This is a genomic window from Streptococcus sp. SG1 (assembly GCF_030439935.1).
Classification (GTDB): Bacteria; Bacillota; Bacilli; order Lactobacillales; family Streptococcaceae; genus Streptococcus; species Streptococcus gordonii.
Genome location: NZ_JAQFJC010000001.1, coordinates 105,720 through 131,951, shown reverse-complemented (window position 1 = coordinate 131,951; position 26,232 = coordinate 105,720). Strand labels below are relative to the sequence as shown.

Genomic DNA, 26,232 nt, shown 5'->3' with positions numbered 1-26,232 from the left:
TTTTCCAAACAAATTTTTTGCCCAGTTTTTTCAATCAGGTTATAATAAATAGATGAATTAAAAATTCAGAAAATTTTATAGAGAAAAGAGAGTTGAAATCTTATGGCAAAAGATATTCGCGTCCTACTTTACTACAAATATGTTCCGATTGAGAATGCTGAGAAATTTGCAGCTGACCACCTGGCCTTCTGTAAATCTATCGGTCTGAAAGGCCGTATCTTGGTGGCAGATGAGGGAATCAACGGAACGGTTTCTGGTGACTATGAAACCACTCAAAAATACATGGATTATGTGCATTCCTTGCCGGGAATGGAAGACCTTTGGTTCAAGATTGACGAAGAAAATGAGCAAGCCTTCAAAAAAATGTTTGTTCGCTACAAGAAAGAAATCGTGCACTTGGGCTTGGAAGACAATGATTTTGATAATGACATCAACCCTCTGGAGACGACAGGAGCTTACTTGTCACCTAAGGAATTTAAGGAAGCCCTCTTGGACGAAGACACTGTTGTTCTAGACACTCGTAACGACTATGAGTACGATCTGGGTCACTTCCGCGGAGCCATCCGTCCAGACATTCGCAACTTTCGTGAGTTGCCACAATGGGTCCGTGATAACAAAGAGAAGTTCATGGACAAGCGCGTGGTTGTTTACTGTACCGGTGGTGTTCGTTGTGAGAAATTCTCAGGCTGGATGGTCCGTGAAGGATACAAGGATGTCGGTCAGCTTCATGGCGGTATCGCGACTTACGGCAAGGATCCAGAAGTTCAAGGTGAGCTTTGGGACGGCAAGATGTATGTCTTTGATGAGCGTATCTCGGTTGATATCAACCATGTCAATCCAGTTGTGATTGGGAAAGACTGGTTTGACGGTACTCCTTGCGAGCGCTATGTCAACTGTGGCAATCCAGAGTGTAACCGTCGCATCCTGACTTCAGAAGAAAATGAAGACAAGTACCTCCGTGGCTGTTCTCACGAATGTCGCGTTCACCCTCGTAACCGCTATGTGGCTGAAAACGGCTTGAGCCAGGCAGAAGTGGTGGAGCGTTTGGCTGCGATTGGGGAAAGCTTGGAAACATTGGTAGCTCAGTAATAAGGAGAGATCCTAATGGAAAAATTTTGTGTTTATGGGAAATTAATGGCCCAAGAAGAAAAGGTGCAGGAACTTACTGCTTACATGCAAGAAGTTGTCAAAGAAATGCAAAATCTTGACACTTGTTTCTGCTATATCTTAGGTGAGAAGGCAGATGAACCCAACAGCATCTATATTTACGAAGTTTGGGAGAGCGAGCAAGCTCACAATGACAGTCTGACCTTGGAAGTTTTTCAAAATCTCATTGCAAAAGCTAGACCCATTATTGCAGGCATGGAAAATTTGCATAAGCTGACTATTTTTGATGGTAAGGCAAGTTTCTAAATTCCTAAGAAAAACTAAAAACTTTAGACGATTCAAACGTCTAAAGTTTTTTTATCATTTATCTACAGGTAAAAGTCTTGTTGGACAGAGATTTTGGAAAGCAGACTATTTCCGCCGATTCTTGGGGCATCTCGCGGATTATCACTTGATTTCTGGTTTTCTTTCCACAGTTCTGATTTTTTGTCCTTTCTTTTTGATGTGATATAATGAGCTTAATAAATGGGAAAGGAGCAAGTCTATGTCTAAAGCTATCATGGAAGAAGTGGCAACTTATCTGCGTCAGCATGCAGATGAAGAGCTGAGTCTGACTGATTTGTCTCAGTATTTCCATTATAGTCCTTCCCATCTATCCAGAACTTTCAAGAAAAAGATGGGCTTTTCTATCAAGCAATATGTGGAAGCTCTTAAGATGGAAAAAGGGATTCAGGAGATTGTAGAGGGCCGGCAAAATGTGACCGAGACCTCTATGGAAGCTGGTTATGATAGTCTAGGCAGTTTTTCTAATACTTTTAAGCGGCATACTGGACTTTCGCCTAAAAAATACTATCAAGAATCAACCAAGGCTTATGATTTTATGGTCAAACAGCTAGATGAGAAGGGAGCTTTGTTACATCAGGATCCCGACTGTAAAAGTGGCAATCGCTTGACCGTGGCGCTATCTTATCCTGAGGGCTATGAACCACGCATTAGCTGTGTCGGGCTTTTTAAAACCCGCATACCTAAAGAAGAGCCGGTTATCGGAGTAGCACTGAGTCAGGAGAGGCGGTTTACTTTTGAAAATGTACCGGATGGTCACTACTATCTTTTGGCCTGTGAATTGCTGGAGGATTTACGCCTGTCTAAAAACTATGTCTTGAAGCATAACTTTCGCTGGGGGAGCGATGAGCCTCTCACTTTTTCAGGCGATAACATCTATCAAGAGGAAATCAGCATGCGCAGGCCCTTGCCCAGCGATCCACCTATTACAGTTAATCTTCCAGTTTTAATCATGCGTTCCCTAGCCAAACAAGCGCAATTGAGAATAAGAAAATTTTTATCCTAATTGATAAACTGATGATAGAGATTTATTCTCAGTTATAAACAATTGGAGGAACAATAATGAAATTAGACGTGTTTTTAAGTTTTGATGGTCAGGCAGAAGAAGCTTTTCGTTTTTATGCGGACATTTTTCAGACTGAGATAAAGGGACTTGTACGAGCAAGTGAGATGATGGATCCAGCAAACCTTTCTGCAGAAAAACGAGATAAGATTGCCTGGATTGCTTTAGATACGGAAAACTTGACCCTGAATGGTGAGGATGTAGGTGTTTTTAATGACCTGTCTATTCCTAGCAATCATCAGCCCAATCAATGGTTGGTTATGAGCCCAGACAGTAGAGAAGAAGCCGATGAGCTCTTTGCTAAGCTTGCTGAAGGTGGGCAAATTCTCTATCCTTTAGAGGAACAAGCTTTCGCAGAGTTTTATGGCCGCTTGATTGACCGTTTTGGTATCGGCTGGGATGTGATGAAATGAGGTAGAAGGATGGCTTATAGTGAATCCTTAGCCCAGCAAGTCCGTGCCATTTTAGCTACTGAACTTCCTCCTCATGTTTTTGAAGAAGAGGTAGAAGAGAAGAAGATGTTTGGTGGTTTGGCTTTTATGGTCCGTGGTAAGATGACCGTTACTGTGAGTTCGAGAAGTCAAGAGCTTGTCATGGTGCGCATCGGTAAGGAACTGGAAAAGCAGGTTCTACCTAAAAATGGTGCTAGTGTGACGTTAATGAAGGGGAGGCTTTATCATGGCTATATTGATTTAGATGGCGAAGGACAAAAGGAACTGTCTTACTGGATCAAGCTAGCTTTGGCCTACAATCAGGAGTTGACCCTATCGTCTGAAGATTAATAGTAAAATAATAAAGAAGAGAGTCTAACTAAACTTTGATTTAACTGGTCTATCTTTTTAAGTACAAATTTTTATATGCTTTTGTGCTATATACCCCGTTAATCGAGAGTCTAGAAGATTATTAGACTTGCTAGTATAAAAAATGAGTTTTACCTTACTATGACTTACTCAGAATAAGCAAAAACTATCCCAATCTCATGATTTTAGGTATAATAGTAGCCAGAGGTGATCTTATGGGAATTCTAATATTTCTATTTCTTTTAGCTTTGATCTTTTTATTCTATTTTGTCGGTTTCATTATCAAGTTGATTCTAGGGATCGTTTTCTTTGTTACTGGTTTGGTGGTACTTTTATTCCTATTGGGTCGTTATCGAAAGTAGAGTAAGTGACTGCTATGAACCAATGGAAAATGAGAGGAGATCAATGTTAAAAATAGAGCAACCAATTACGATTATTTCATTTCTTTTTGATGATTTTGAGACCCTAGATTTGATGGGACCGGTAGAGTTTTTAGCTGCTTTACCCAATGTAGAGATGAACTATGTCTCCCTTACTGGTGGTCTGATTTCTAGTCGGCAAGGTTTTCAAATCATGACGGATAATTTTGAAAGCATACCTCCCAATTCTCTTCTCTTATTGCCTGGTGGCCAAGGTGTCAGAAAGATGGTGGAGGATAAGATTTTCCTATCTTCGCTAGAAAGGGCTGTTCAGCAAGCTGAGTTGGTTTTAAGTATTTGTACAGGAGCAGCTCTTTTAGCTCAGATTGGTCAACTCAAGGGGCGTAAAGCCACTAGCAATAAGCTTGCCTTGTCTTGGGTTGCTTCACATGATAGAGAAGTCCTTTGGCAAGAGCAAGCACGCTGGGTCGTAGATGGGAAGTTCTACACTTCGTCAGGTGTCTCGGCCGGTATGGATATGTCCCTGGGCTTTGTAGCTGATTTTTGGGGTCAGGACTTGGCAGAAGAATTGGCTAAAAAAGCAGAATACGTGTGGCAAAACAAGGCTGACCAAGACCCCTTTTCTAGTAAATAAAGAGCAATCTGAGGAGATCGGATTGTTTTTTTAGTGATTGTGTAATTTGTACCGCTATGTCAAAATGAAGAATTAAAAATGGAAAAGCTTGTTTCAGATTCTAATTTTCCCCATAGCAATTTATGCTATAATATAGTTAAAATATGATAGGGGCATTATTTTATGAGTATAACATTTTCCATTTCGAATAAACGAGGTCTTCTAGGATTTCAAAAAGTTTTAAAAATCAGCGAATTACTTGGATTGGTCGACGGGCTTGAATCCCACCCGGCTCAGAAGGATTCTTTGACTCTTGGCTTGGATAAGCTTCCTTTGTTGAAGTGTTGGGCTCCTGCTAAGTCTGGTCGTTACATTGACTTAGAATATGACAAAACTCATAAAACTTATAATGTGAGGATTTTGATACCTTCAACACTTGCTGATTGGGAGTATGCCTTAACTTTGGTTTCTAAGCTATCAGCTTATCTGGGCACTAGTATTCATGATGAGCATGGCAGGGAATATAGTAGCTCAAGTGTATTAGCTTTCCCATATCAAGAAGATATACTCTTAGGCTTGGAGAACTTTCTAAAGTTAGGATATCCCTTAGTGTATCAAGATGGGGTTCGCAGGAGAATTGCTCTGAGCCCTCAGATGGTGGAAGGATTCCTAAAAGAGGATAATCCTGCCCAGAGTTATAGTGATTTCTTTACACTTAGACAGTACCTCGACGCTTACGATGCGCAAAGTAAATTTTATGGGAATGAGCAGAATCAACAAATTTTAGGAGTATATACTCTAACTGCTGGTGTTGACACGATTCTACCCTTTGAACTTAGTCTAGCTCCGGAAGATGTAGAGTATATCGATGAGTCAAAATTAAGCTGGTGTTGCAATCTTGTGGGATGTGATGATACGGATCCAGATAATGTTGAAAAGTTCTTCTTTTATAAGAGAATTTCTTATTCAGATTTTTTGGACAGGCTCCCTAAGGATATGGCTCAAGTATTTGATGGTGAGAAAATCTATGTTCCTGCTATGACTTTTGCCCAAATGAAGGATCTTTTTGACAGCTGTCCTGAGTTTGTGTAAGAGAGACTTGGTCGTTTTACTTGATTCATTTTGCAAAGCCTTGTGAAAGATGCTCTATATTTTCTCTCTAACAGTTAACTTGTCAAAGTAAGAAAAGCAATCTGAGGAGTTCAGATTGCTTTTTGAGTTTATTGGAGATTACTTTTGTTAAGTTAGAGAGAAATGTTAAAGGTTATCCGACCTTTCTTGTAAGAAGCCCAGATCCTCCCTTTGAAGAGGCTGGTTAGATGTTGGGCCATGGAGAGACCAATGCCATAGCCAGAAACGGCTTGGTTATTGTGGGAAGTTTCGGCTCGGTAAAAGCGGTCAAAGAAACGTTTGTAATCAATCTTTGTTCCAGCAGCATAGTCATTTGAAATTTCAATGCGAACTTTGCGCCTAAAGGATCGACGATTGTTGTAGGCCTTAATCATAATCGTTCCCTTCTCATCGCAATACTTACGAGCATTATCCAAGAGAATGCTGATTAATTCGTAGCCTTCATCTTCTGACATCATGGCTTTTAGATCTGTCTGGATATCAAGTTCTAGATGTTTGTCTTCCTGCTGGATAAGAGATGAATGGTCTTTCCCAACTTTTTCAATCAGTTCTGAGAGATTGACGCTGGTTAGCTTGAGATTTTCGTGTTCTTCCATCCGAGACAGCCTGATCAAGCGGGCAATTAGTTTGTTTAATCTTTCCGTTTGAGCCTTGGTACTTTCTGTCCATTCGTTTTCACCTGTCATCATCTCTTGCAGTTCAGTGTTGGCTGCGATAATGGCTAAAGGCGTTTTGAGTTCATGACCAGCATTGGTAATGAAAATACGTTGTTTTTCGTAGCTTTTTATATAAGGACGAATTACAATGCCAGAGACCAAGGCGATAATGAGCGTTAGGAAAAAGAGGCTCGTAAGAGCAATCCAGGTAGAAAATTGAGCTAAAATACTCCGTTCACGATTGTAGTTGGTCGTTTCTAAAAAGGCAACTAGGCGTTTTTGGCCTTTGCTACTAATTTGGTAGGAGAAGTAGCGATTGTTGGCTTGCATTTGGCCATATTTACCACCTGTTTTTAAGGCCTTTTTAGCCATCTGATAAATAGTATTTTCACTGAGTGATTGGATATTGCCCAGGTTGATTCTGGTAGCCTGCTTTGTTTGGATAGCCGAGAAATATTGGAAATTGTAAATAATACCTTCTTGTATGTTTTTATCGGTCAAATCTTGCTTAATTTCTTCTGTCATGGGTAATTGGCCGTCATTATCTGTCAGCACAGACAAGACGGTTTGGATATTGCTCTCCGTTTGAGCGTAGACAGCAGAGTTAATCAAGAGCCAAAACATTCCCAAGATTAAGGCGACAACCAGAGTGGCAAGTCCGATAAAACGAAGCTGGAGCTTACGAAACATGATCCTTACCTGCCTTTTCAGTAAGTTGGAATGGACCTGCTTCATCACCAAGGATTTCTAAATTAGAATGGACACTTTTCAATTTTTGCCGAAGGTAGGATACATAAATAAAAGCAAGCTCTTGATCTGCTTCTTCATCTGACCAGACTCGTTCAAGGATTTGCTTACGGCTTAGTTCTTTATCTGAGTTCTGCATGAAGTATTGAAGAAGTTTGAGCTCTTTTCCGGCTAAGCGGATACTATTGGAAGCACGAAGTTCCTGTTCGTCCAGATGAAGCTCGGTGTTGCCAATCTGGAGCTGGACGGGACTATAATTATCTGCTCGACGAGCCATTGAGCGGAGGCGAGCCAAGAGTTCTTTAAGAGAAAAGGGCTTGGTCAGATAGTCATCAGCCCCAGCATCTAGTCCATTCACTCGGTCATCGACCTCAGCCATGGCAGTCAGCATAATGACATGGGTGGTATTACCAGTTGCTCTGATTTCTTTGATCGCCTCTAATCCAGTCATGATGGGCATCATAATATCAAGAATAATAACATTGTAGGTGTTTTGATTAGCAAGGCTTAAGGCCTCTTGGCCATTAAAGACACTATCAACTTGATAGCCGTCATGCTCAAGAGCAGCTAGGATAACACGGTTGAGTTGGGCTTCATCTTCAGCTAATAAAATTCTCATCACTTAGTCCTCTCTTTCGTTAGATTCTTGAATGAGATTGCGAATCGTCTGCATGGTCAAGTCGCAGGAAGCGAGTTCATCGGCACAGCGTTTTAGTTCCCGCTCGATCCGTTCTGGATTTTTGATCTCGTGCTTGTATTTCATCTGGTGCTCAAGGCTGGCCCAGGAGTCCATAGCAATGGTTCGTAGTTGGACCTCAATAAAGTACTTGCCAGGAGTCTTTCCATAGCAGTCAGGGTAGGGGGTCTCTACTTCTAAAATGAGGTGGTAGGAGCGGTAGCCATTAGGTTTGACTTGATTGATGTAGTCTTTTTCCTTGAAGATATGAATGCCAGGCATTTGACGGATAAAGTCAATAATTTGGTAAATGTCATCCACAAATCCTGTAATAATACGAATGCCGATAGCATCCCGAATCTGTTTGAGAGCCGATTCAGCAGACAAAGGTAGATTTTTTCGTTGGCATTTTTCTACCATGCTGTCAGAGGTCTTAATACGGGCGTGAAAATGTTCATAGAGTTTGAAAGAAGTTGTTTTTTTGTGCTCTAATGCGGCTGTTTTGATTTTTTGAGTAAAGTCCTCTAGGATAAGAGGCAGGTACTGCTCGTAAGCTTCATAAATACTCGTCATGATTCTCTCTCTTTGCTAGCTTTAGTCTTTCTATTATACCACGAAAGACAGGTAAACATATCAGGCTTTAGCAGGAAGTGATTTACTTTAAGTTTTGTGAAAGGAAAGATTCGTCTTTTGCTCTGTTAATGGATGAATTTAATTGATAAAGCTGAAGGATCCAAGCTTTTTATGATACAATAGAAAGAACAAATGCGAAAGTGAAAGGAGTAGGCGTGATATTAGAAGAATTTGACCAAAATCCCAAGGCCATTATCAATCCTGAAGATTTGATTGAGCCTATTCCTGATTTTCCTTCAGTAGCAGTTTCCTGCTTTGCTAGAGAAACTTTCAAAAGACTCTTGGAAAATTTTAATCATGAGCTTATCACAACAACGAGTATGGCCAATATAGAGATTCCGATATACAGAGTTTTTGTGGCTGATCAGGAACTAGCTTTTTTTAATGCTCCGGTTGGGGCCTCAGCCTGTGTTGCCATTCTAGAAGATCTCATTGCTTTTGGAATGAAAAAGCTAGTCCTCTTTGGCACCTGTGGCGTGCTGGACGAGGATATTAGTGAGACTTCCATCATTGTGCCAACAGCTGCCATACGAGATGAGGGGACTAGTTATCATTACCAAGCAGCATCTGATGAAATTGTGGTGAATGATGGTCTACAGGATTTTCTGCTAGAATTTTTAGATGAACGTGGCATTTCCCATAGTCGGGGCAAGGTTTGGACCACAGATGGTATTTACCGAGAGACAGCAGAGAAACTCTTAAGGAGAAAAGAAGCAGGAGCTATTTGCGTCGATATGGAATGTTCTGCTGTTGCTGCTCTGGCAGCCTTTCGTTCTATAACTGTCTGCCAATTTTTCTATGCTGCTGACCATTTGTCAGAGGAAAAATGGGATATGAGAAATCTGTCCAATCATGCCGACTTGGATGAAAAAGATAAGATAGCAAATCTGGCGGTTCAAATCGCCCTAGCTTTATAATGAGAATACAATGAAACAACCTATAATTCAGTTTGAAAATTTCACTTTTCAATATCAGGCCCAGCTGGAGCCGACCTTAAAAGAGATTAATCTGACCATTTATGAAGGCGAAAAGGTCTTAATTGTCGGTCCTTCCGGGTCAGGAAAGTCAACTCTGGGCCAGTGTCTAAACGGTATCATTCCTAATATCTATAAAGGCCAAGCTAGCGGTCACTTAAAGGTTCAGGGACAGGATGCCTTTGCGTCTAGCATTTATGACAAGTCCAATTTAGTCAGTACAGTTCTACAAGATACAGATGGTCAGTTTATTGGTCTCAGTGTGGCCGAAGACTTGGCTTTTGCTTTGGAAAACGACATGGTTGAATTACCTGTCATGAAAGAAAAAGTTCAGCATTGGGCGGAAAAATTAGACTTGGTGAACTTACTTCAGCATCGGCCTCAGGATTTGTCTGGCGGTCAAAAGCAACGGGTCAGCCTGGCAGGTGTCTTAATTGATGAGAGTCCCATTTTGCTTTTTGATGAACCGTTAGCCAATCTAGATCCGAAATCTGGCCAGGATGCAATTGATTTGATTGATCAGATTCACAAGGAAGCTGGAACGACCACCATTATTATCGAGCATCGTTTAGAGGATGTCCTTTATTGCTCAGTAGACCGCTTGGTCTTGGTCAATGATGGTCGGATTCTCTTTGATGATCACCCCGATCTTTTGCTGAAGACAACTTTACTGGCTGAAAATGGGATACGAGAGCCCCTCTATCTGACTACCTTGCGCCAGTTAGGTCTCGATATAGCTGAGATGGATCATTTGTCTGATCTGGGCAGTCTAGAGTTACCAGCTTTGCCATTTTCAAAAGAGGCTGTTGTAGAGGCGACTCAAGAAAGGGATTCTAACCTATTTTCTATTGAGAATATCAGCTTTTCTTATGGCAAGCGACCTGTTTTGCAGGATATTTCTCTTGAGATTTCTAAGGGAGAACGGATTGCTATTGTCGGCAAGAACGGGGCCGGTAAGTCCACTCTAGCTAAGGCTTTCTGCCAATTTATCCAGACAGAGGGCAACTACAGCTGGCAGGGCAAGGATATCAAGGGTGATTCTATTAAGGAGCGAGCGGAACGGATAGGCTATGTGCTACAAAATCCTAATCAGATGATTTCAGAAACCATGATTTTTGATGAAGTGGCCCTAGGTCTTCGCTTGCGAGGCCTCCCTGAGGAGGAGATCGAAGAGCGAGTCTTGGCAGTTTTGAAGACTTGTGGTCTGTATGAATTTAGGAAATGGCCTGTTTCAGCCTTGTCTTTCGGTCAGAAGAAGCGGGTGACCATAGCATCTATCTTGGTCTTAGGGCCAGAAGTCATCCTGTTAGATGAGCCAACGGCGGGCCAAGATCAGCGCAATTATACGGAAATTATGAACTTCTTGGATGAGCTGAATCAAAAGGGTCATACGATTATCATGATTACCCATGACATGCAACTGATGTTGGATTATTCTGACCGTGCGATTGTAATAGTGGATGGTCAGGTTTTGGCGGACAAATCACCTGCCCAAGTACTGACTGATAAAGATTTGATTGCGGCTGCGAATCTGAAGGAAACCTCCATTTTTACTCTGGCTAAAAAGTTGGGAGTTGACCCTCTAGCCTTGACAGAGTTTTATATGAAAGAGAAGGGAGCAAGCCATGTTTCAAGATAAGAAAATCATTGGTTATCATGCTGGAACTGGCTTTGTTCATAGTCTGTCAGGTGCCAGTAAATTATTATTTTTCATCCTTGTGTCTGTAGCAGCCATGATTAGCTATGATACGCGACTTTTGCTAGTGATCGCTATCCTATCTCTGTCACTTTTTCGTTTGTCAGGAATTCGTCTGCGAGATGTTAGCTTTGTCTTGGTTTTTGCAGGAGTCTTTGCCATCCTCAATATACTGATGGTTTATCTCTTTGCGCCCCAGTACGGTCAAGATATTTATGGGAGCAGTACGGTTCTGCTGGATGGTCTTGGTATCTATAATGTTTCCTTGCAGGAATTGTTTTATCTTTTCAATCTATGTTTGAAGTACCTCTGTACCATTCCTTTGGCAGTTATTTTTCTAATGACAACACATCCCAGTCAATTTGCTTCCAGTCTCAATCAGATTGGTATTCCTTATAAAATCGCCTATTCTGTCAGCCTTACCCTCCGCTATATTCCAGATTTACAAGAAGAGTTTTATCTGATTAAGATGTCACAAGAGGCGCGTGGTTTAGAATTGTCAAGCAAGGCCAAATTGAGCCAGCGGATTAAGGGAAATTTACAAATTATTATTCCTCTGATTTTCAGCTCTTTAGAACGAATCGAAACGATTGCGACAGCCATGGAACTCCGCCGTTTTGGAAAAAATAAAAAGAGAACCTGGTATAGCTACCAAGCCTTTACCAAGTTAGACATCCTTGTTATTACTTTGTCTCTAGCTTTTTTGTTGATTAGTTTAGGTTTATTCTTTGTCAACCATGGACGATTTTATAATCCTTGGAGATAGAAAATGGAGAACAGAAGGTATGGGGAAAAAGGGACTTAAAGAAGAATACAGGTTACAGATTCAGTTTGTTTTGGTCATTTATCTGATTTGCTTTATACTACGGATTGCAGAATACCTGATTTTGAGGACAGATCAGACATTCTGGGGAGAATCATTTGCCCACAAGCTTCTGGGGCTAATGCTACTGATTCCGGCTTTGCATTTCTATGGTTTGAATTCAAAACAGATCGGCTTTGAGACAAAAGGTTTGTTCCCTTATGCTAGTTTGGGTCTAGTCTGGGGGAGTCTGTTTTTTGCCTTAGCTTATCTGATAGAACTAGCTTTGTTGCTGAGTCAAGGCAATCTTTTAGGACTTGATTTCTATGTATCTGCTTATTCAGTTAGTGGTAATATCGGTCAACAAAGGGGCTTTCTTTTTCTGTTGATCTGTCTGGTAGGCAATCTCATTAATGTCCTCATGGAAGAAGGAATCTTCCGTGGACTTTTTCAAAAAGTTTTTGAAAGAAAATACAGCTTTTTGAAAGCAGCCTTTTTTTCCAATCTTCTTTTTGGCTTCTGGCATATTATGGGTCCATTCAGAAGTTTTCTTGATGGGGAAATGAGCTTGACAGGCTTCTGGATTAATAGTTTGATTTTAATTCTCACCAGTTTTCTGATTGGCTTTCAGTTTGCTCTTATGACCAAGATGACAGGTAGCCTTTATATGGGGATGGCCGTTCATTTTGTTAATAACACGGTGGTTAATCTGCTTCACGTTCTGTCAAAAGGCGGAGTGGATCAGCTATTGAGTCTTAGAATCACCGTGGCTCAGACCTTGTCATTTTTGGTGCTTTTGATCGTCTATCAAATACGAAAGCGATCGCGTAACGAAGTTCTTTAGTACATCGGATTTTTTTCAACTGATCTCAACGAGGCATTTAAAAAGCAGGCAATTTCTGAATTGCTTGCTTTTCTTCTTATAATGGTCTTTTGTTTGGCATGCCGGCTTTGCGGGGGTATTTATTGGGTGTTTCTTTCTTCTTTTCTACCACTGTGATAAAGCGGGGATCGCCGTTTGGTAGGGCATAGCTGAGGTTGTCTTGGACCTTGCTAAAGAGTAAGTTGAGGGCATTTTTTGCTTCGTCCAGTTCCTCCGGAGCATTGGAAGCCTTGAGTGCCAGCAATTTCCCGCCAACTTTCAGGTAGGGAATGGTCAGTTCAGACAGGACTTGCATGCGAGCGACTGCACGGGCAGTGACCAGGTCAAATTGAGCTCGAAAGGCCTTATCCTGAGCAAAGTCTTCTGCACGACCGTGGTAGAAGTGAACCTTGTCCAGCCCGATCTCTTCTGCCAGCAGTTTGAGGAAGTTGATTCGTTTATTGAGCGAGTCAATGATAGTCACATCCAGCTGAGGGCAGATGATTTTCATAGGGAGACTTGGAAAGCCAGCACCGGCTCCGATATCCAGCAGCTTAAGCTCTTGATTATCAATCAGGCCTTGCAAAACGGGGGCAATTGAATCATAGAAATGCTTGAGATAGACTTCATTTTTCTCTGTGATAGCTGTCAAATTGATTTTTTCATTCCATTCGACCAAGAGTTCAAAATAACGCTCAAACTGGTCTTTTTGGCGGTCGGTCAGCTCGATTCCCTGCTGGTTCAATAGCTGGTAAAATTCTTGCGGTGTCATAGTTTCATCCTTGTTTATCAGTATTCATCCTATTATATCATAAAAAGGAGACCCCCGTTCAAGAGGGAATCTTTTATATCATTCCGAATTAATCTTAGAAACATATTCGAGCTCCTTTATTGCGGGTTGATGGTAGAGAAAGAGAGCGCTAATACTGATACAAAATCCTGCAAGAATGAGAAGAAGTCCATAACCTCGGCCACTTCCTATTCCGATGATGGAGCCGATCCAGGTGGTCAATGCTCCTTTTGGTAAGAGGAGTGGTTTAAAGAAACTATCGGCCACCCAGCCCATACTAGCATAGGCGATGACGTAGCCGAACTGAGAGATGATTCCGATTGTGCCCCAGGCTTTCCCTTGTTCACTCTTATCTATATTTAAGCGAATCAAATAATCAATAGTCGTATTCGCAAAAGGAAGAGACATAAACAGTAAGAAGCCAAAAAAGCAAATCCAGACTAGGTTTTCTTTACTGCCCATACCTGCCATAAAAATTCCCAATAAACCTAATGACAGACTAAGAATCAAATGAAAATGCCTTTTAATGGAAAAGATTCCTAAGATAAGTCCGCCAAGGAGCATACCGCTACTGGAAATGGCCATAGTCCAACCGACTTCCTGACTAGAGGCAAAGCCCAGGATCATAGGAGAAAGCAAAATCTCAACAGTGCCTAGAAAGAAAGAGAATGCTGTTCCCAGCAAAACAAGGAGCCAGATTCCTCTTTTTTCATGGATGATCTGAAAGCCTCGTATAAATTCACTCCAGAAAGGATGAGGTGTAGACTTTCTCGGACTTTTGATGTGACGGCGAGCGATCAGGCTACAAATAACAGTCACAAAAATAGTTGAAAAATCAATTAAGAGGATCTGACCGATTGTCCCCTGAGCTAAGATCAGTCCAGCGAGACTAGGGGAAATGAGATAACGAGCAATGCCGTTGATCTGTAACAGACCGGTTGCCTTGGAAATCTGATCCTCCGGAACCAGGTCGGAAATGGTGGCTCGAAAAGCTGGGTTCACTAAAGCGGAGAATACAGAACTGATTGCAGCACCAAGACAAATCTGAGGTATGGAAGGTTGATGAACCTGTAAACTAAAATAAATCCAGAGAACTCCCAGACCTGATAGACCATCACCCAGAGCCATTAGAAGACGACGGTCATAACGATCGGCTAGAATCCCTGCAAGTGGAGTCATTAAGAGACCAGGTAAAAAAGCACAAAGGGTGACTAGGGCAGAAGAGGCAGCTTGACCAGTCAGCTGGTAGATGTAAATTCCTAGTGCAAAAGAGGTCATACCTGTTCCGATTTCCGAAATAAAAGTTCCTAGCCATATCAGGAGATAGATTTTAAAGCCACTATGTTTCATAAGGAGCCTCCTTTAGTGGATTAATTGTGCCAAAGAAGCAAAATACCCTTCTTTTGTTTGAAAAATTTTCTCTAATAGGTAGATGAAAGCTTGAATTTTATGATTTTTTTCTGCTTGGTCTAATGTCTGGAAGGAGCTGTTAAAAATCTGCAAGGAGTAAGTTAGCATCATCTCGATAGTCTCGTAAGGATAAGTCGTTTGCATCTCGCCTGTTTGAAAGCCTTCTTGAAAAAGGGGATAGAGGATTTCAGGAACCTTGCTCAATAAGATTTGATTGGTTTTTTCGTGAAGAAGTGCGTTTTGGGGCGCGTGTAAGTGGTCTAAAAGTTCTTGGCCATCTTTTTGCATATTCAATGAAGCTAGAGCACCCATTAATCTTTCAAGTATTGGAAGTTGTTTTTGCTCCACCCAAATGCGCACTTGCTCAAAAGATCGCTCAATCCAACGTTCAATGATGGCATCCATTATTTCTTCTTTTGAGGTAAAGTAATAATAGAGGGTTCCTTTTGCAATCTGGGTTGCATCTAGAATCTGAGCGATAGAAGTTTGGTCAAATCCTTGTTCCACAAACATTTTTTCTGCGGTATCTAAGATAAATTCCTTTTTATTTGCCATGAGAAGCTCCTGAAGTTTATCAACCGACCGTCGGTCGATTGTTTTCTATCTACAGAATACTCTTTTTGTAAAAGATTGTCAATAATTTAGCCACTTCTTCAAAATTTTGATATAATGACTACAACAGTAGATTTTCTGTTTATTTATATCTCTTAGGGATGGGGACTTACAGTGGCTATTCCATTCCTACAATGTTTTTAAAAAGGAGACTTCTTATGTCATTTATTATTACTATTGCAGTTGTTGTCGTTATAGTCTTGTTTGTGATTTCTGTTTATAATTCTCTTGTTCGGGCACGGATGCAGACACAAGAAGCATGGAGTCAGATCGATGTTCAACTTAAGCGTCGGAATGACTTGCTTCCTAACTTGATTGAAACTGTTAAAGGTTATGGGAAATATGAACAAGCTACTTTAGAAAAAGTGACTCAGTTGCGTGCTCAAGTTGCGTCTGCTTCTTCACCTGCTGATGCGATGAAGGCCAGCGATGCCTTGACTCGTCAGATTTCAGGAATTTTTGCTGTTGCGGAAAGTTATCCTGATTTGAAGGCAAATGAGAATTACTTGAAGTTGCAAGAAGAATTGACAAACACTGAAAATAAGATTTCTTACTCACGCCAGCTTTATAACTCTGTTGCTGGTAACTATAATGTGAAGTTGCAAGCTTTCCCAAGTAATGTTATTGCAGGAATGTTTGCCTTTAGACCTGCTGATTTCTTGTCTACTCCTGAAGAAGAAAAAGCTGTGCCTAAAGTTGATTTTGGTAGCAATGGTTTAGGTGAGTAATATGTTATTTGAACAAATTGCTGCAAATAAAAGGCGAACCTGGTTTCTCTTGGTCGCCTTCTTTGCTCTTTTAGCTCTTATCGGAGCAGCTGCGGGCTATCTTTGGATGAATTCTCCTTTGGGTGGGATGATTATTGCTTTCATTATTGGACTTATTTATGCGGTCACGATGATTTTTCAATCTACTGAGGTAGTCATGTCCATGAATGGTGCTCGCCAAGTGTCTGAGCAAGAAGCACCTGAACTTTATCATATTGTTCAAGATATGGCGATGGTAGCTCAGGTTCCAATGCCTAGGGTTTATATTGTGGAAGATGATTCTCCCAACGCTTTTGCGACAGGTTCTAATCCTGAAAATGCTGCTGTCGCAGCGACTACAGGTCTTTTAAGACTGATGAATCGCGAGGAATTAGAAGGTGTCATAGGGCATGAAGTTAGCCATATTCGCAACTATGATATTCGTATTTCAACTATTGCAGTCGCCCTAGCTAGTGCTATTACTATGATTTCTAGTATTGCTGGTCGGATGATGTGGTATGGTGGAGGACGAAGAAGGAATGACCGTGATGATGATAGTGGTCTTGGTCTTTTAATGTTAGTCTTTTCATTAATTGCGATTATATTAGCCCCTTTGGCAGCTACCTTGGTTCAGTTGGCCATTTCCCGTCAACGTGAATTTTTAGCAGATGCTTCAAGTGTTGAGTTGACTAGAAATCCTCAAGGAATGATTAGGGCCCTGCAAAAATTAGATAATAGTGAGCCCATGCATCGACATGTGGATGATGCTAGTGCAGCCTTGTATATTAGCGATCCGAAGAAAAAAGGTGGCCTGCAAAAGCTTTTCTTCACTCACCCACCAATCTCTGAGCGGGTAGAAAGATTAAGAAAAATGTAAAAAAACTGGGATTTTTCTCAGTTTTTTATTTTGGCAATGTTTCAAAGATGGGGAGGAGTTATTTGTTGATTGTATGGTCAGTGTTACAGACAGAAATACTTGTCGTAACAAAAAAGGATGAGATTTGCTTATGAACGGTGTAGGTGTTAAATACCGAGTATGTACAGTTCTTTCCTTTGACCAAGGAAGATAAAAAGATCCGATATCTCTTATTTGGCGGAGTTAAGCAGTAAGTCTTTCAAAACATCGTATTTTCTGATGTTTTAGTATCGAATTTAATAGGATGGAATCACTGAGAAATCTTTTGTTGCCAGCTCTTAACATAACTGTAAAATAGGACTAGTATATTAAAAATAGAATTTTATTACATATATGCAAGTGAGGTATGCTTATCGTAAAGTCGTCGGGAAAAATTTTAAAAATCATTAGAGAATCAAAGAATATGTCCCTCAAAGAAGTGGCGGCAGGTGATATTTCTGTTGCCCAGCTGTCTCGATATGAACGAGGTATTAGTAGCCTTACAGTTGATTCTTTTTATAGTTGCCTCAGGAACATGTCGGTCTCTTTGGCTGAATTTCAGTATGTTTATCATAATTATAGGGAAGCTGATGATGTTGTATTGTCTCAAAAACTTTCTGAGGCTCAACGTGAGAATAATATCGTCAAATTAGAAAGTATTTTAGCTAATTCTGAAGCCATGGCTCAAGAATTTCCAGAAAAAAAGAACTACAAGTTAAATACCATTGTAATCAGGGCTGCCTTAACGGCCTGTAATACAGACTATCAAGTCAGTAAGGAAGACATTAAGTTTTTGACAGATTACCTCTTTTCTGTTGAAGAATGGGGCCGCTATGAGCTTTGGCTCTTTACCAACAGTGTAAATCTATTGACCTTGGAAACTCTGGAAACCTTTGCCAGTGAAATGATTAACCGCACTCAATTTTACAATAATCTGCCGGAGAATCGTCGACGGATTATTAAGATGCTACTTAATGTTGTGAGTGCATGTATAGAGAATAATCATTTACAAGTAGCTATGAAATTTCTCAATTATATTGATAATACAAAAATTCCTGAGACAGATCTTTATGACCGGGTGCTGATCAAATATCATAAGGCTCTTTATTCTTATAAGGTTGGTAACCCTCATGCTCGGAATGATATTGAACAATGTTTGTCAACTTTTGAATATTTAGATTCTTTTGGTGTTGCTCAAAAACTCAAAGAACAATTTGAGCGAATTCAGCTAACAGTAGTTGCAGATCTGCAAATAGAATAGAACCTCCTCTGAAAAAGATTAAAATAAGGGTAAAACTTTATACTATTTTCAGAAGGAGGTTTTATGATGGAGAAAAAAGTTCATTATAAAATGCATAAGGTTAAGAAGAACTGGGTAGCGATTGCTGTTACTTCCCTGGCCCTTCTTGTGGCTCCAAAGGCCTTAGGGCTTGAATCAGATGTGATCTATGCGGATGATGCTAATCAAGTGGCCGATGTAAAAGAACAGTCCGCTGTTCAGAGCAAGGACTCGGAGCAAACTACTTCAGACAAAGCAACGGACTCTTCGCAACTGGAAGTAAAAGAACATGCTTCTTCTAGCAAAGAAACCTATCAAGCTAGTGCGGCAACCAATCCAACAGCTAACGAACAGACGACGCAACAGGATAAAGAAGTTGAAACTTCAAAAACTGACTCCAGACATGAATTGACTCAGAAAACGAGTGATGACTCTTCTGAAAAGAGTGGCTCCTCCCAGGAGCCTAAAGTAGCTGATCAGGCTGAGTCAACTGACAAAGCTCAAGATGCATTACAGGCTAAACAAGATAGTAGAGCCAATGATCAAGAAGAAACTACCGAAAATGTAGCAAAAGCTACCGTTTCTGACAAGATTATAGCGACTCCAAAGAAAGGGCGTTTGCCAGAACCAGCCCAAAGAAAAGAATCAATAACCGAAAAAATGCTGGCTGCTCAAGCACAAGCGGCGCCGGTAAATACTGAGCATGATGACGATGTGTTAGCTCATATCAAGACGATTGATGGTAAGAAATACTATGTTCAGGATGATGGCTCAGTTAAGAAAAACTTTGCTGTTGAGCTAAACGGAAAAATTCTTTATTTTGGTGCAGAAACCGGGGCTTTGGTTGATTCAAATGAATATCAGTTCCAGCAAGGAACCAGCAGTCTCAATAATGAGTTCACCCAAAAGAATGCTTTTTATGGTACAACTGACAAGGATATTGAGACTGTAGATGGCTATTTGACAGCTGATAGTTGGTATCGTCCAAAGTTCATCTTAAAAGATGGAAAAACATGGACGGCCTCGACAGAAACAGACTTGCGTCCTCTTTTAATGGCTTGGTGGCCTGACAAGCGGACTCAGATTAATTACCTCAACTATATGAATCAAGAAAATCTGGGAATCGGCGCTTTTGAAAGCAAGACCGAGCAAGTTCTTTTAACAAATGCTGTTCAGCAGGTACAGCGAAAAATCGAAGAAAGAATTAGTAAAGAAGGCGACACAAAATGGTTGAGAACGCTGATGAGTGCCTTTGTCAAAACTCAGCCAAATTGGAATATTAAGACAGAATCTGAAACAACTGGGACGAACAAGGACCATCTGCAAGGTGGGGCTCTACTCTATACAAATAGTGATAAGACATCTCATGCCAATTCTAGATATCGTCTGCTTAACCGCACACCAACCAGCCAGACCGGTACGCCTAAATACTTCATCGACAAGTCAAATGGTGGTTATGAATTCCTATTAGCCAATGATTTTGATAACTCTAATCCAGCTGTTCAAGCTGAGCAACTTAACTGGCTCCACTATATGATGAACTTTGGAAGCATCGTAGCCAATGATCCAACTGCTAACTTTGACGGAGTTCGTGTTGATGCGGTGGACAATGTCAACGCAGATTTGCTCCAAATCGCATCTGACTACTTCAAGTCTCGCTACAAGGTGGGAGAAAGTGAAGAAGAAGCCATCAAGCATTTGTCTATCTTGGAAGCTTGGTCTGATAACGATCCTGACTACAACAAAGATACTAAAGGCGCTCAACTAGCAATTGATAACAAGCTACGCTTGTCCTTGCTTTATTCGTTCATGCGTAAGCTTTCTATCCGTAGTGGAGTAGAGCCAACGATTACGAATAGTCTGAATGATCGTTCTACTGAAAAGAAAAATGGCGAGCGGATGGCAAACTATATCTTTGTTCGGGCTCATGATAGTGAAGTACAAACCGTTATTGCCGACATCATCCGGGAAAATATCAATCCAAATACGGATGGTTTGACCTTTACCATGGATGAGCTCAAGCAAGCCTTCAAGATCTACAACGAAGATATGCGCAAGGCGGACAAGAAGTATACGCAGTTCAATATCCCAACTGCCCATGCTCTCATGCTCTCCAATAAAGACTCTATCACTCGGGTCTACTATGGCGACCTCTATACTGATGACGGCCAATACATGGAGAAAAAATCTCCATACCATGACGCTATTGATGCCTTGTTGCGTGCTCGGATTAAGTATGTAGCTGGTGGCCAGGATATGAAAGTCACCTATATGGGTGTGCCTCGCGAGGCTGATAAATGGTCATATAACGGTATCTTGACTTCTGTTCGCTACGGTACTGGTGCTAATGAGGCTACGGATGAAGGTACAGCAGAAACCCGTACCCAAGGGATGGCAGTTATTGCTTCTAATAACCCGAACCTTAAACTGAACGAATGGGATAAATTGCAAGTCAATATGGGAGCAGCCCATAAGAATCAATACTATCGCCCTGTGCTCCTGACGACCAAAGATGGCATTTCCCGCTATCTAACTGACGAAGAAGTACCCCAATCGCTCTGGAAGAAGACAGATGCAAATGGTATTTTGACCTTTGATATGAATGATATCGCTGGCTATAGCAATGTCCAAGTTTCTGGTTACCTGGCTGTTTGGGTACCAGTTGGTGCTAAAGAGAATCAGGATGCGCGCGTAACAGCCAGCAAGAAGAAAAATGCCAGCGGTCAGGTTTACGAATCTAGTCCTGCTCTTGATTCTCAGTTGATTTATGAAGGCTTCTCTAACTTCCAAGACTTTGCAACCCGCGATGACCAATATACCAATAAAGTCATTGCTAAAAATGTCAACCTCTTCAAGGAATGGGGAGTAACTTCATTTGAGCTACCACCTCAGTATGTATCTAGCCAAGACGGTACTTTCTTAGATTCTATCATTCAGAATGGTTATGCCTTTGAAGACCGCTACGATATGGCGATGAGCAAGAATAATAAATATGGTTCTCTAAAAGATTTGCTCAATGCTCTTCGTGCTCTCCACAGTGTCAATATCCAAGCCATTGCGGACTGGGTGCCAGACCAAATCTACAACCTGCCAGGTAAGGAAGTGGTAACAGCAACTCGTGTCAACAACTACGGAACCTACCGTGAAGGCGCAGAAATCAAAGAAAAACTTTATGTGGCTAATAGTAAGACCAATGGGACCGACTACCAAGGCAAGTATGGTGGAGCCTTCTTGGATGAGCTTAAAGCTAAATACCCAGAAATCTTTGAACGAGTACAAATTTCCAACGGCCAAAAGATGACAACGGACGAGAAGATTACCAAGTGGTCGGCTAAGTACTTCAATGGTACCAATATCTTAGGTCGTGGAGCTTACTATGTTCTTAAAGACTGGGGAAGCAAAGAATACCTGTCTAACAAGAATGGAGAGACAGCATTACCTAAACAGCTGGTCAATAAAGAAGCTTCCACAGGATTTGTAAAAGACACAAATGGCTTTAAGTTCTATTCAACTAGTGGTAATCAAGCTAAAGACACTTTTATCCAGGATGAAAATGGCAATTGGTATTACTTTGATAATCAAGGATATCTAGTAACAGGAGCTCGTGAGATTGATGGCAAGCAGCTTTACTTCATGAAGAATGGGGTTCAGTTGCGCGATGCTTTACAAGAAGATGAAAATGGCAATCAGTACTACTATGATAGGACTGGTGCCAAGGTTCTCAACCGTTACTACACTTCTGATGGCCAAAACTGGCGTTATTTTGACGACAAGGGTGTTATGGCTCGAGGTCTCGTCAAGATAGGAGATGGACAGCAATACTTTGACCAAAATGGTTATCAAGTCAAGGGCAAGGTTGTGCGTGCTAAGGATGGCAAACTTCGTTACTTTGACAAGGATTCAGGAAATGCTGTTATCAATCGTTTTGCTCAGGGTGATAACCCAAGTGATTGGTACTATTTCGGGGTAGACGGAGTCGCTCTAACAGGCCTTCAAAAGATTGGTCAGCAAACTCTTTATTTCGACCAAGATGGCAAGCAAGTCAAGGGTCAGGTAGTGACACTAGCAGACAAGAGCATTCGTTACTTTGATGCTAACTCAGGAGAAATGGCCGTCAACAAATTTGCAGAAGGCGCTAAAAATGAATGGTATTACTTTGATCAAGACGGCAAAGCTGTAACGGGTCTTAAGACAATCAACAATCAAGTTCTCTACTTCGGTCAAGATGGTAAGCAAATCAAGGGTCAAGTAGTGACGTTAGCAGACAAGAGCATTCGTTACTTTGATGCCAATTCAGGAGAGATGGCCGTCAACAAATTTGCGGAAGGTGCTAAAAATGAATGGTATTACTTTGACCAAGACGGCAAAGCTGTAACTGGTCTCCAAACGATCAACAAGCAGGTTCTCTACTTCGGTCAAGATGGCAAGCAAGTCAAGGGTCAAGTAGTGACTTTGGCTGATAAATCCATCCGTTACTTTGATGCCAACTCAGGAGAGATGGCCGTCAATAAATTTGCAGAAGGCGCTAAAAATGAATGGTATTACTTTGATCAAGACGGCAAAGCTGTAACGGGTCTTAAGACAATCAACAATCAAGTTCTCTACTTCGGCCAAGATGGCAAGCAGGTCAAGGGCCAAGTTGTCTATGTTGATGGTGCTGAACGATACTTTGATCCGAAGTCAGGTGATATGGTTCGAAACAAATGGATTCGTCTAGAAGACGGAACCTGGATGTACTTTGACCGAAATGGTAGAGGCAGACGCTTTGGCAGAAACTAATCAAGAAAGAGCATAAGCTAAATGACACTTGATCTTTTAGCTTTCCATGACTCAAAAAAACGATAACTCCTTATTTGGAAGTTGTCGTTTTTTACTGTCTAAAATAAGACTGCTTTTAACTCAAAGTCAATAGAATTGCATTCATCGGATTTATTTTATCTCATTCTTTTTTTCAATAGATAGGAGCAGAGCGATCACGCCGATAAAGCTGAAGATTAGCCAGCTAGCATTCATATTCCAAAGAGCTAGACTTGAGAAAATCATAGTTCCCAGAGGAACGGAGAAGGAAAAGAGCAAACTTAGAAAGCTGGAAGTCTGAGCGAGAACATCGGAAGGTAGCTTACTTAGCAAGAGGGTGTTGATTTTGGGATTGATCTTGCCGGAAGCATAAGCAAGAAAAAATCCAAAAGTAATACCGACGAAAACGGGCAGATGTAAGAAGTTGCTGATAGCAAGCAGAATCATCATAACAGCGGCCCAGATGATGAGCTGATTTAGTGATAGACGGCTGAAGTAATCGTTGGGAGTCAGACTCGCGATGATCATGGCTAGGACAAGCGTCGTCTGAAGAATCAAGAGTGACTGGCTAAAAGATAGATGAAAGATGGGGTTGTCTAGCAAATAGAGATTATAAAGTGCTATAAGCGAACCTCCCATAGCGTTAATGACCAAGATTTGAGCCAGCAACTTGAGAAAGCTGTTAGATCCCTCCTGCTCAAAGATGAGTTTGGAAGATGTATACATTTTTTTTAGTTCTTCCTTGAGAGGAGGTTTATTCTCAGAAATGGTTACCGGATCATGGGTCAATCGACGTCGGACTAGATAGAGGGTAGTAGAGGAGAGAAGGAAGGTCAAAGAATTGACTAGAGCTACTAGGAAAAAGTTTTGTTGGCTGATTGCTAAGAGCCAAACTCCTAAAGCCTGACCGGCTAGACTACAAAGAAAACTGATAAGCTGGGTAAAGGAGAAGGCCTCCATTAGATCTTGCTCGGGAATGTTCTTTTTCAAAATTGGCATTTGCAGACCACTTCGATAGTCGCTGATAATATCAGAAAGAATATTCATGAAGCAGACCACTGAAAAGGCTAGATATGAGCTAGAGCGAGTCATAAAGGCGACAAGAACAAATAGCAGGGCTTGCACATAACCGAAATGAATCAGCCAGCGAGCTTTATGGATGGTTTTATCTGCTTTGATGCCGACGAAAATAGTAAAGAAGGTCGGAACCAGGACAATAAAATTAGCAACAGCAATAGCAAACTTGGGGTTTGGCATGCTAGACGCAAATACAACAAAAACAATATTGAAAATAGAAGCTCCCAGGGTGTTGAAGATTCGGGAGAGGCTAATAAAAGAAAATAATTTATTCCGTAAAGCAAGTTTCATAAAAATCTCCTTTAGTAATGAATGGTTTGAAAGATTTTTCAAAAATAGTCAATAACTACAAGGCCTTGATAGTTTTGATTATAGCAGGAAAAGTCTTGATTTCAATAGCTTTTCCGCAAGTGGTCAAGCCTCCTAGGTAAGTGGTCAGGTTCTAAAAGTGACTTGCGAGAGCTCTTTCTAGTTTCAGTATAAAATAAAAGATTTAAGAAGCAGAAAATGTTGCATATATTCAACGAATTTGATGGAAGTTGTTGAAATTAGTAAGCTAGAGATCGTCTAATATCAAAAAATCTCCACTTTCTAACTCAAAATCGGCGAGTTTAAAAGTGGAGGTTTGTTTTATTTGCTATATTTTTGAAAAGCAGCTTCGAGAGCTTCTTGGTAGTAATCAGCGCTATGTTGACAGTTCAAGATTTGGAAAATATCGACTGCTTGCTTCATTTGAGCGAATCCTTCTTTCTTTTGTCCTTTCAAACAAGCTAATTCTCCCTGAGCAAAGAGATAGACAATTCGAAAGTAAGTCTCATTTTCTTCATAAAAGTGTCGCTCAATGACTTGTTGGAAATAGTCTGCATGGGTGATATCTTCCTGACTGATGGCTAGAAGATAACCATTCAGAAAAGTGGTATGCAAGGTGTTGCGATTATTGGTAAATAAGGCTGTGAAATCATTTCTAGAGAGGATTTCTTTGGTGTATTGGGAAAACAAGTCTAGAGATAAAACCGGAGTGCAGATAGAAAAAAGCTTCAGTTCATAGCGACCCCAAATATCAACTGAAAAGAGGTAATCATGGAGGAAATCTAGCTCGTCTGGGCTGGCCTTTTCGGACTCCTTGAGGGCGCAGAGATAGGCCTTTACAATCAGGCGTTCAACCCAATCATTAGCATCCTTGCTTTTTTGAGTGATTTTTTCTTTTTCCAGATAAAGTTCTTCTAATAATTCAAGCTGATTGGTTTGCAGCAGGTCTTGAATTTGACTTTGGAGTTCCTTGTGAGAATGATGATCCTGGATGCCAGCTGCAACTGTAAATTCTTCTGTTTCTGTGTGAATGGCGCTGAGGGCGCTGAAAAGTTTCTGACCTGATAGCTCGCTCTGCCCATTTTCAAAACGGGAAAGCATGGACTTTGAGAATTCTCCACCAGTAGCTTCAGATAAAGAGATGTGCCTTGCCTCTCGAAAAAACCTAAAAACTTGTCCTAGTTGTGCCATTGCTTTTCCTCCTTACAATTTATTATAACAAAATAATTTTTAATAACATCGGAGCGCCTAAACATGATATAATAAAAGAAAAAACAAAGAGGAACTTATGTTAAATATACAAGAAATTCGCAAGAATCCAGATGGTTTGGCTTTTGAAAAGAAGCTAGACTTGGCTGAAGAATTAAAAGAACGAAATGCTGAGATTTTAGACGTTCAGGATATTGTTGCTAGTGGGAGAGCCCAGTATGAGGATGGACTCTATTTCTTAGATTATGAACTTTCTTATACTATTACTTTGGCTTCTAGTCGCAGTATGGAACCCGTAGAGAGGAAAGAGTCTTATCTGGTTAATGAAATTTTCATGGAAGATGGACAAGTCGCTTCGCAGGAAATGATTGATCAGGATCTGGTGCTTCCCATTGAAAATGGTGAGATTAATGTTGCAGAGAGTGTAGCGGACAATATCCTTTTGAATATTCCTCTAAAAGTATTGACAGCTGCTGAAGAGGCTGGTTCAGACTTGCCAACAGGAAGAGATTGGCAGGTAATGACAGAGGAAGATTATCAGAAGTACCAAGCGGATAAAAAAGAAGAGAATAGTCCATTTGCAGGTTTACAAGGCCTTTTTGATGAATGAGGAATAAATTTTTCTA

General features: G+C 40.9%; 24 protein-coding genes. 16 read left to right on the top strand and 8 right to left on the bottom strand.

The features are described from left to right. Window positions 1-102 precede the first annotated feature (102 nt). The 7 genes from PCY06_RS00630 (at window position 103) to PCY06_RS00600 (ending at window position 5,397) form a co-directional block, all read left to right on the top strand. Window positions 103-1,089: a rhodanese-related sulfurtransferase gene (locus PCY06_RS00630; RefSeq protein WP_060553014.1), complete on the top strand. Its 987-nt coding sequence runs from the start codon at window positions 103-105 to the stop codon at window positions 1,087-1,089. 15 nt (window positions 1,090-1,104) lie between these two features. Next, window positions 1,105-1,413 (top strand): putative quinol monooxygenase, encoded by a 309-nt coding sequence (locus PCY06_RS00625; RefSeq protein WP_060553013.1) that lies wholly within the window; start codon window positions 1,105-1,107, stop codon window positions 1,411-1,413. A 238-nt stretch (window positions 1,414-1,651) separates the two neighbouring features. Continuing rightward, on the top strand, window positions 1,652-2,455 hold the full coding sequence (locus tag PCY06_RS00620; RefSeq protein ID WP_060553012.1) for a helix-turn-helix transcriptional regulator: 804 nt from the start codon (window positions 1,652-1,654) through the stop codon (window positions 2,453-2,455). Between the two features lie 56 nt (window positions 2,456-2,511). Further along, entirely contained in the window at window positions 2,512-2,925 is a 414-nt protein-coding gene (locus PCY06_RS00615; RefSeq protein WP_060553011.1) for a VOC family protein, read from the top strand. Between the two features lie 9 nt (window positions 2,926-2,934). Continuing rightward, a complete protein-coding gene (locus PCY06_RS00610) occupies window positions 2,935-3,294 on the top strand; it encodes a TfoX/Sxy family protein (RefSeq protein WP_060553010.1) in 360 nt (119 codons plus the stop codon). Between the two features lie 423 nt (window positions 3,295-3,717). Next, complete coding sequence (locus PCY06_RS00605; RefSeq protein ID WP_082307168.1) at window positions 3,718-4,326, top strand: DJ-1/PfpI family protein; 609 nt, start codon at window positions 3,718-3,720, stop codon at window positions 4,324-4,326. A 162-nt stretch (window positions 4,327-4,488) separates the two neighbouring features. Beyond that, entirely contained in the window at window positions 4,489-5,397 is a 909-nt protein-coding gene (locus tag PCY06_RS00600) for a DUF4299 family protein (protein ID WP_082307167.1), read from the top strand. A gap of 152 nt (window positions 5,398-5,549) precedes the next feature. Here PCY06_RS00600 and PCY06_RS00595 read toward each other — a convergent pair whose 3' ends face one another. From PCY06_RS00595 to PCY06_RS00585, 3 genes are read right to left on the bottom strand one after another with little or no spacing between them, the layout of a single operon-like run. After that, window positions 5,550-6,782 (bottom strand): cell wall metabolism sensor histidine kinase WalK, encoded by a 1,233-nt coding sequence (locus tag PCY06_RS00595; protein WP_082307166.1) that lies wholly within the window; start codon window positions 6,780-6,782, stop codon window positions 5,550-5,552. Then, window positions 6,772-7,458 carry a response regulator transcription factor gene (locus tag PCY06_RS00590; RefSeq protein WP_082307165.1) on the bottom strand — a complete coding sequence of 229 codons (687 nt, stop codon included), beginning with the start codon at window positions 7,456-7,458 and terminating at the stop codon, window positions 6,772-6,774. Before PCY06_RS00590 ends, PCY06_RS00595 begins: the two co-directional genes overlap by 11 nt. 3 nt (window positions 7,459-7,461) lie before the next feature. Then, window positions 7,462-8,088: a GTP pyrophosphokinase family protein gene (locus tag PCY06_RS00585; RefSeq protein WP_105165078.1), complete on the bottom strand. Its 627-nt coding sequence runs from the start codon at window positions 8,086-8,088 to the stop codon at window positions 7,462-7,464. Between the two features lie 215 nt (window positions 8,089-8,303). Between PCY06_RS00585 and PCY06_RS00580 the strand changes: the two genes are divergently transcribed. The 4 genes from PCY06_RS00580 to PCY06_RS00565 are packed head-to-tail and all read left to right on the top strand — an operon-like array spanning window position 8,304 to window position 12,464. Continuing rightward, entirely contained in the window at window positions 8,304-9,065 is a 762-nt protein-coding gene (locus PCY06_RS00580; RefSeq protein WP_011999993.1) for a nucleoside phosphorylase, read from the top strand. 10 nt (window positions 9,066-9,075) lie between these two features. Beyond that, window positions 9,076-10,761 (top strand): ABC transporter ATP-binding protein, encoded by a 1,686-nt coding sequence (locus PCY06_RS00575; protein ID WP_082307164.1) that lies wholly within the window; start codon window positions 9,076-9,078, stop codon window positions 10,759-10,761. Then, window positions 10,748-11,584: an energy-coupling factor transporter transmembrane protein EcfT gene (locus tag PCY06_RS00570; protein WP_061598481.1), complete on the top strand. Its 837-nt coding sequence runs from the start codon at window positions 10,748-10,750 to the stop codon at window positions 11,582-11,584. Before PCY06_RS00575 ends, PCY06_RS00570 begins: the two co-directional genes overlap by 14 nt. 19 nt (window positions 11,585-11,603) lie before the next feature. Beyond that, window positions 11,604-12,464, top strand: coding sequence for a CPBP family intramembrane glutamic endopeptidase (locus tag PCY06_RS00565; protein WP_061584547.1), 861 nt, complete (start codon window positions 11,604-11,606; stop codon window positions 12,462-12,464). A 76-nt stretch (window positions 12,465-12,540) separates the two neighbouring features. On the opposite strand, the gene rsmG is transcribed toward PCY06_RS00565, so the two are convergent. From rsmG to PCY06_RS00550, 3 genes are all read right to left on the bottom strand, one after another. Then, complete coding sequence (gene rsmG / locus PCY06_RS00560; RefSeq protein WP_061584546.1) at window positions 12,541-13,254, bottom strand: 16S rRNA (guanine(527)-N(7))-methyltransferase RsmG; 714 nt, start codon at window positions 13,252-13,254, stop codon at window positions 12,541-12,543. A 78-nt stretch (window positions 13,255-13,332) separates the two neighbouring features. Next, window positions 13,333-14,622, bottom strand: a complete 1,290-nt coding sequence (locus PCY06_RS00555; protein WP_082307163.1) for an MFS transporter — start codon at window positions 14,620-14,622, stop codon at window positions 13,333-13,335. Between the two features lie 12 nt (window positions 14,623-14,634). Next, a complete protein-coding gene (locus PCY06_RS00550) occupies window positions 14,635-15,237 on the bottom strand; it encodes a TetR/AcrR family transcriptional regulator (protein WP_082307162.1) in 603 nt (200 codons plus the stop codon). A 215-nt stretch (window positions 15,238-15,452) separates the two neighbouring features. Between PCY06_RS00550 and PCY06_RS00545 the strand changes: the two genes are divergently transcribed. From PCY06_RS00545 to PCY06_RS00530, 4 genes are all read left to right on the top strand, one after another. Next, window positions 15,453-16,022: a LemA family protein gene (locus tag PCY06_RS00545; RefSeq protein ID WP_008808499.1), complete on the top strand. Its 570-nt coding sequence runs from the start codon at window positions 15,453-15,455 to the stop codon at window positions 16,020-16,022. Between the two features lies 1 nt (window position 16,023). After that, window positions 16,024-16,917 carry a zinc metalloprotease HtpX gene (gene htpX / locus PCY06_RS00540; RefSeq protein ID WP_082307161.1) on the top strand — a complete coding sequence of 298 codons (894 nt, stop codon included), beginning with the start codon at window positions 16,024-16,026 and terminating at the stop codon, window positions 16,915-16,917. Window positions 16,918-17,302: 385 nt separating this feature from the next. After that, window positions 17,303-18,196: an XRE/MutR family transcriptional regulator gene (locus PCY06_RS00535; protein WP_172455822.1), complete on the top strand. Its 894-nt coding sequence runs from the start codon at window positions 17,303-17,305 to the stop codon at window positions 18,194-18,196. 63 nt (window positions 18,197-18,259) lie between these two features. Then, on the top strand, window positions 18,260-22,993 hold the full coding sequence (locus tag PCY06_RS00530; protein WP_105165077.1) for a glycoside hydrolase family 70 protein: 4,734 nt from the start codon (window positions 18,260-18,262) through the stop codon (window positions 22,991-22,993). A gap of 150 nt (window positions 22,994-23,143) precedes the next feature. Here the strand turns inward: PCY06_RS00530 and PCY06_RS00525 are convergent, their stop codons facing one another. Together PCY06_RS00525 and PCY06_RS00520 are read right to left on the bottom strand one after the other, a co-directional pair. Beyond that, on the bottom strand, window positions 23,144-24,379 hold the full coding sequence (locus tag PCY06_RS00525) for an MFS transporter (protein WP_082307159.1): 1,236 nt from the start codon (window positions 24,377-24,379) through the stop codon (window positions 23,144-23,146). 339 nt (window positions 24,380-24,718) lie between these two features. Next, window positions 24,719-25,588 carry an Rgg/GadR/MutR family transcriptional regulator gene (locus PCY06_RS00520; RefSeq protein ID WP_061601494.1) on the bottom strand — a complete coding sequence of 290 codons (870 nt, stop codon included), beginning with the start codon at window positions 25,586-25,588 and terminating at the stop codon, window positions 24,719-24,721. Between the two features lie 97 nt (window positions 25,589-25,685). Between PCY06_RS00520 and PCY06_RS00515 the strand changes: the two genes are divergently transcribed. Continuing rightward, on the top strand, window positions 25,686-26,216 hold the full coding sequence (locus PCY06_RS00515; RefSeq protein ID WP_045505786.1) for a DUF177 domain-containing protein: 531 nt from the start codon (window positions 25,686-25,688) through the stop codon (window positions 26,214-26,216). The last annotated feature ends 16 nt before the right edge of the window (window positions 26,217-26,232 follow it).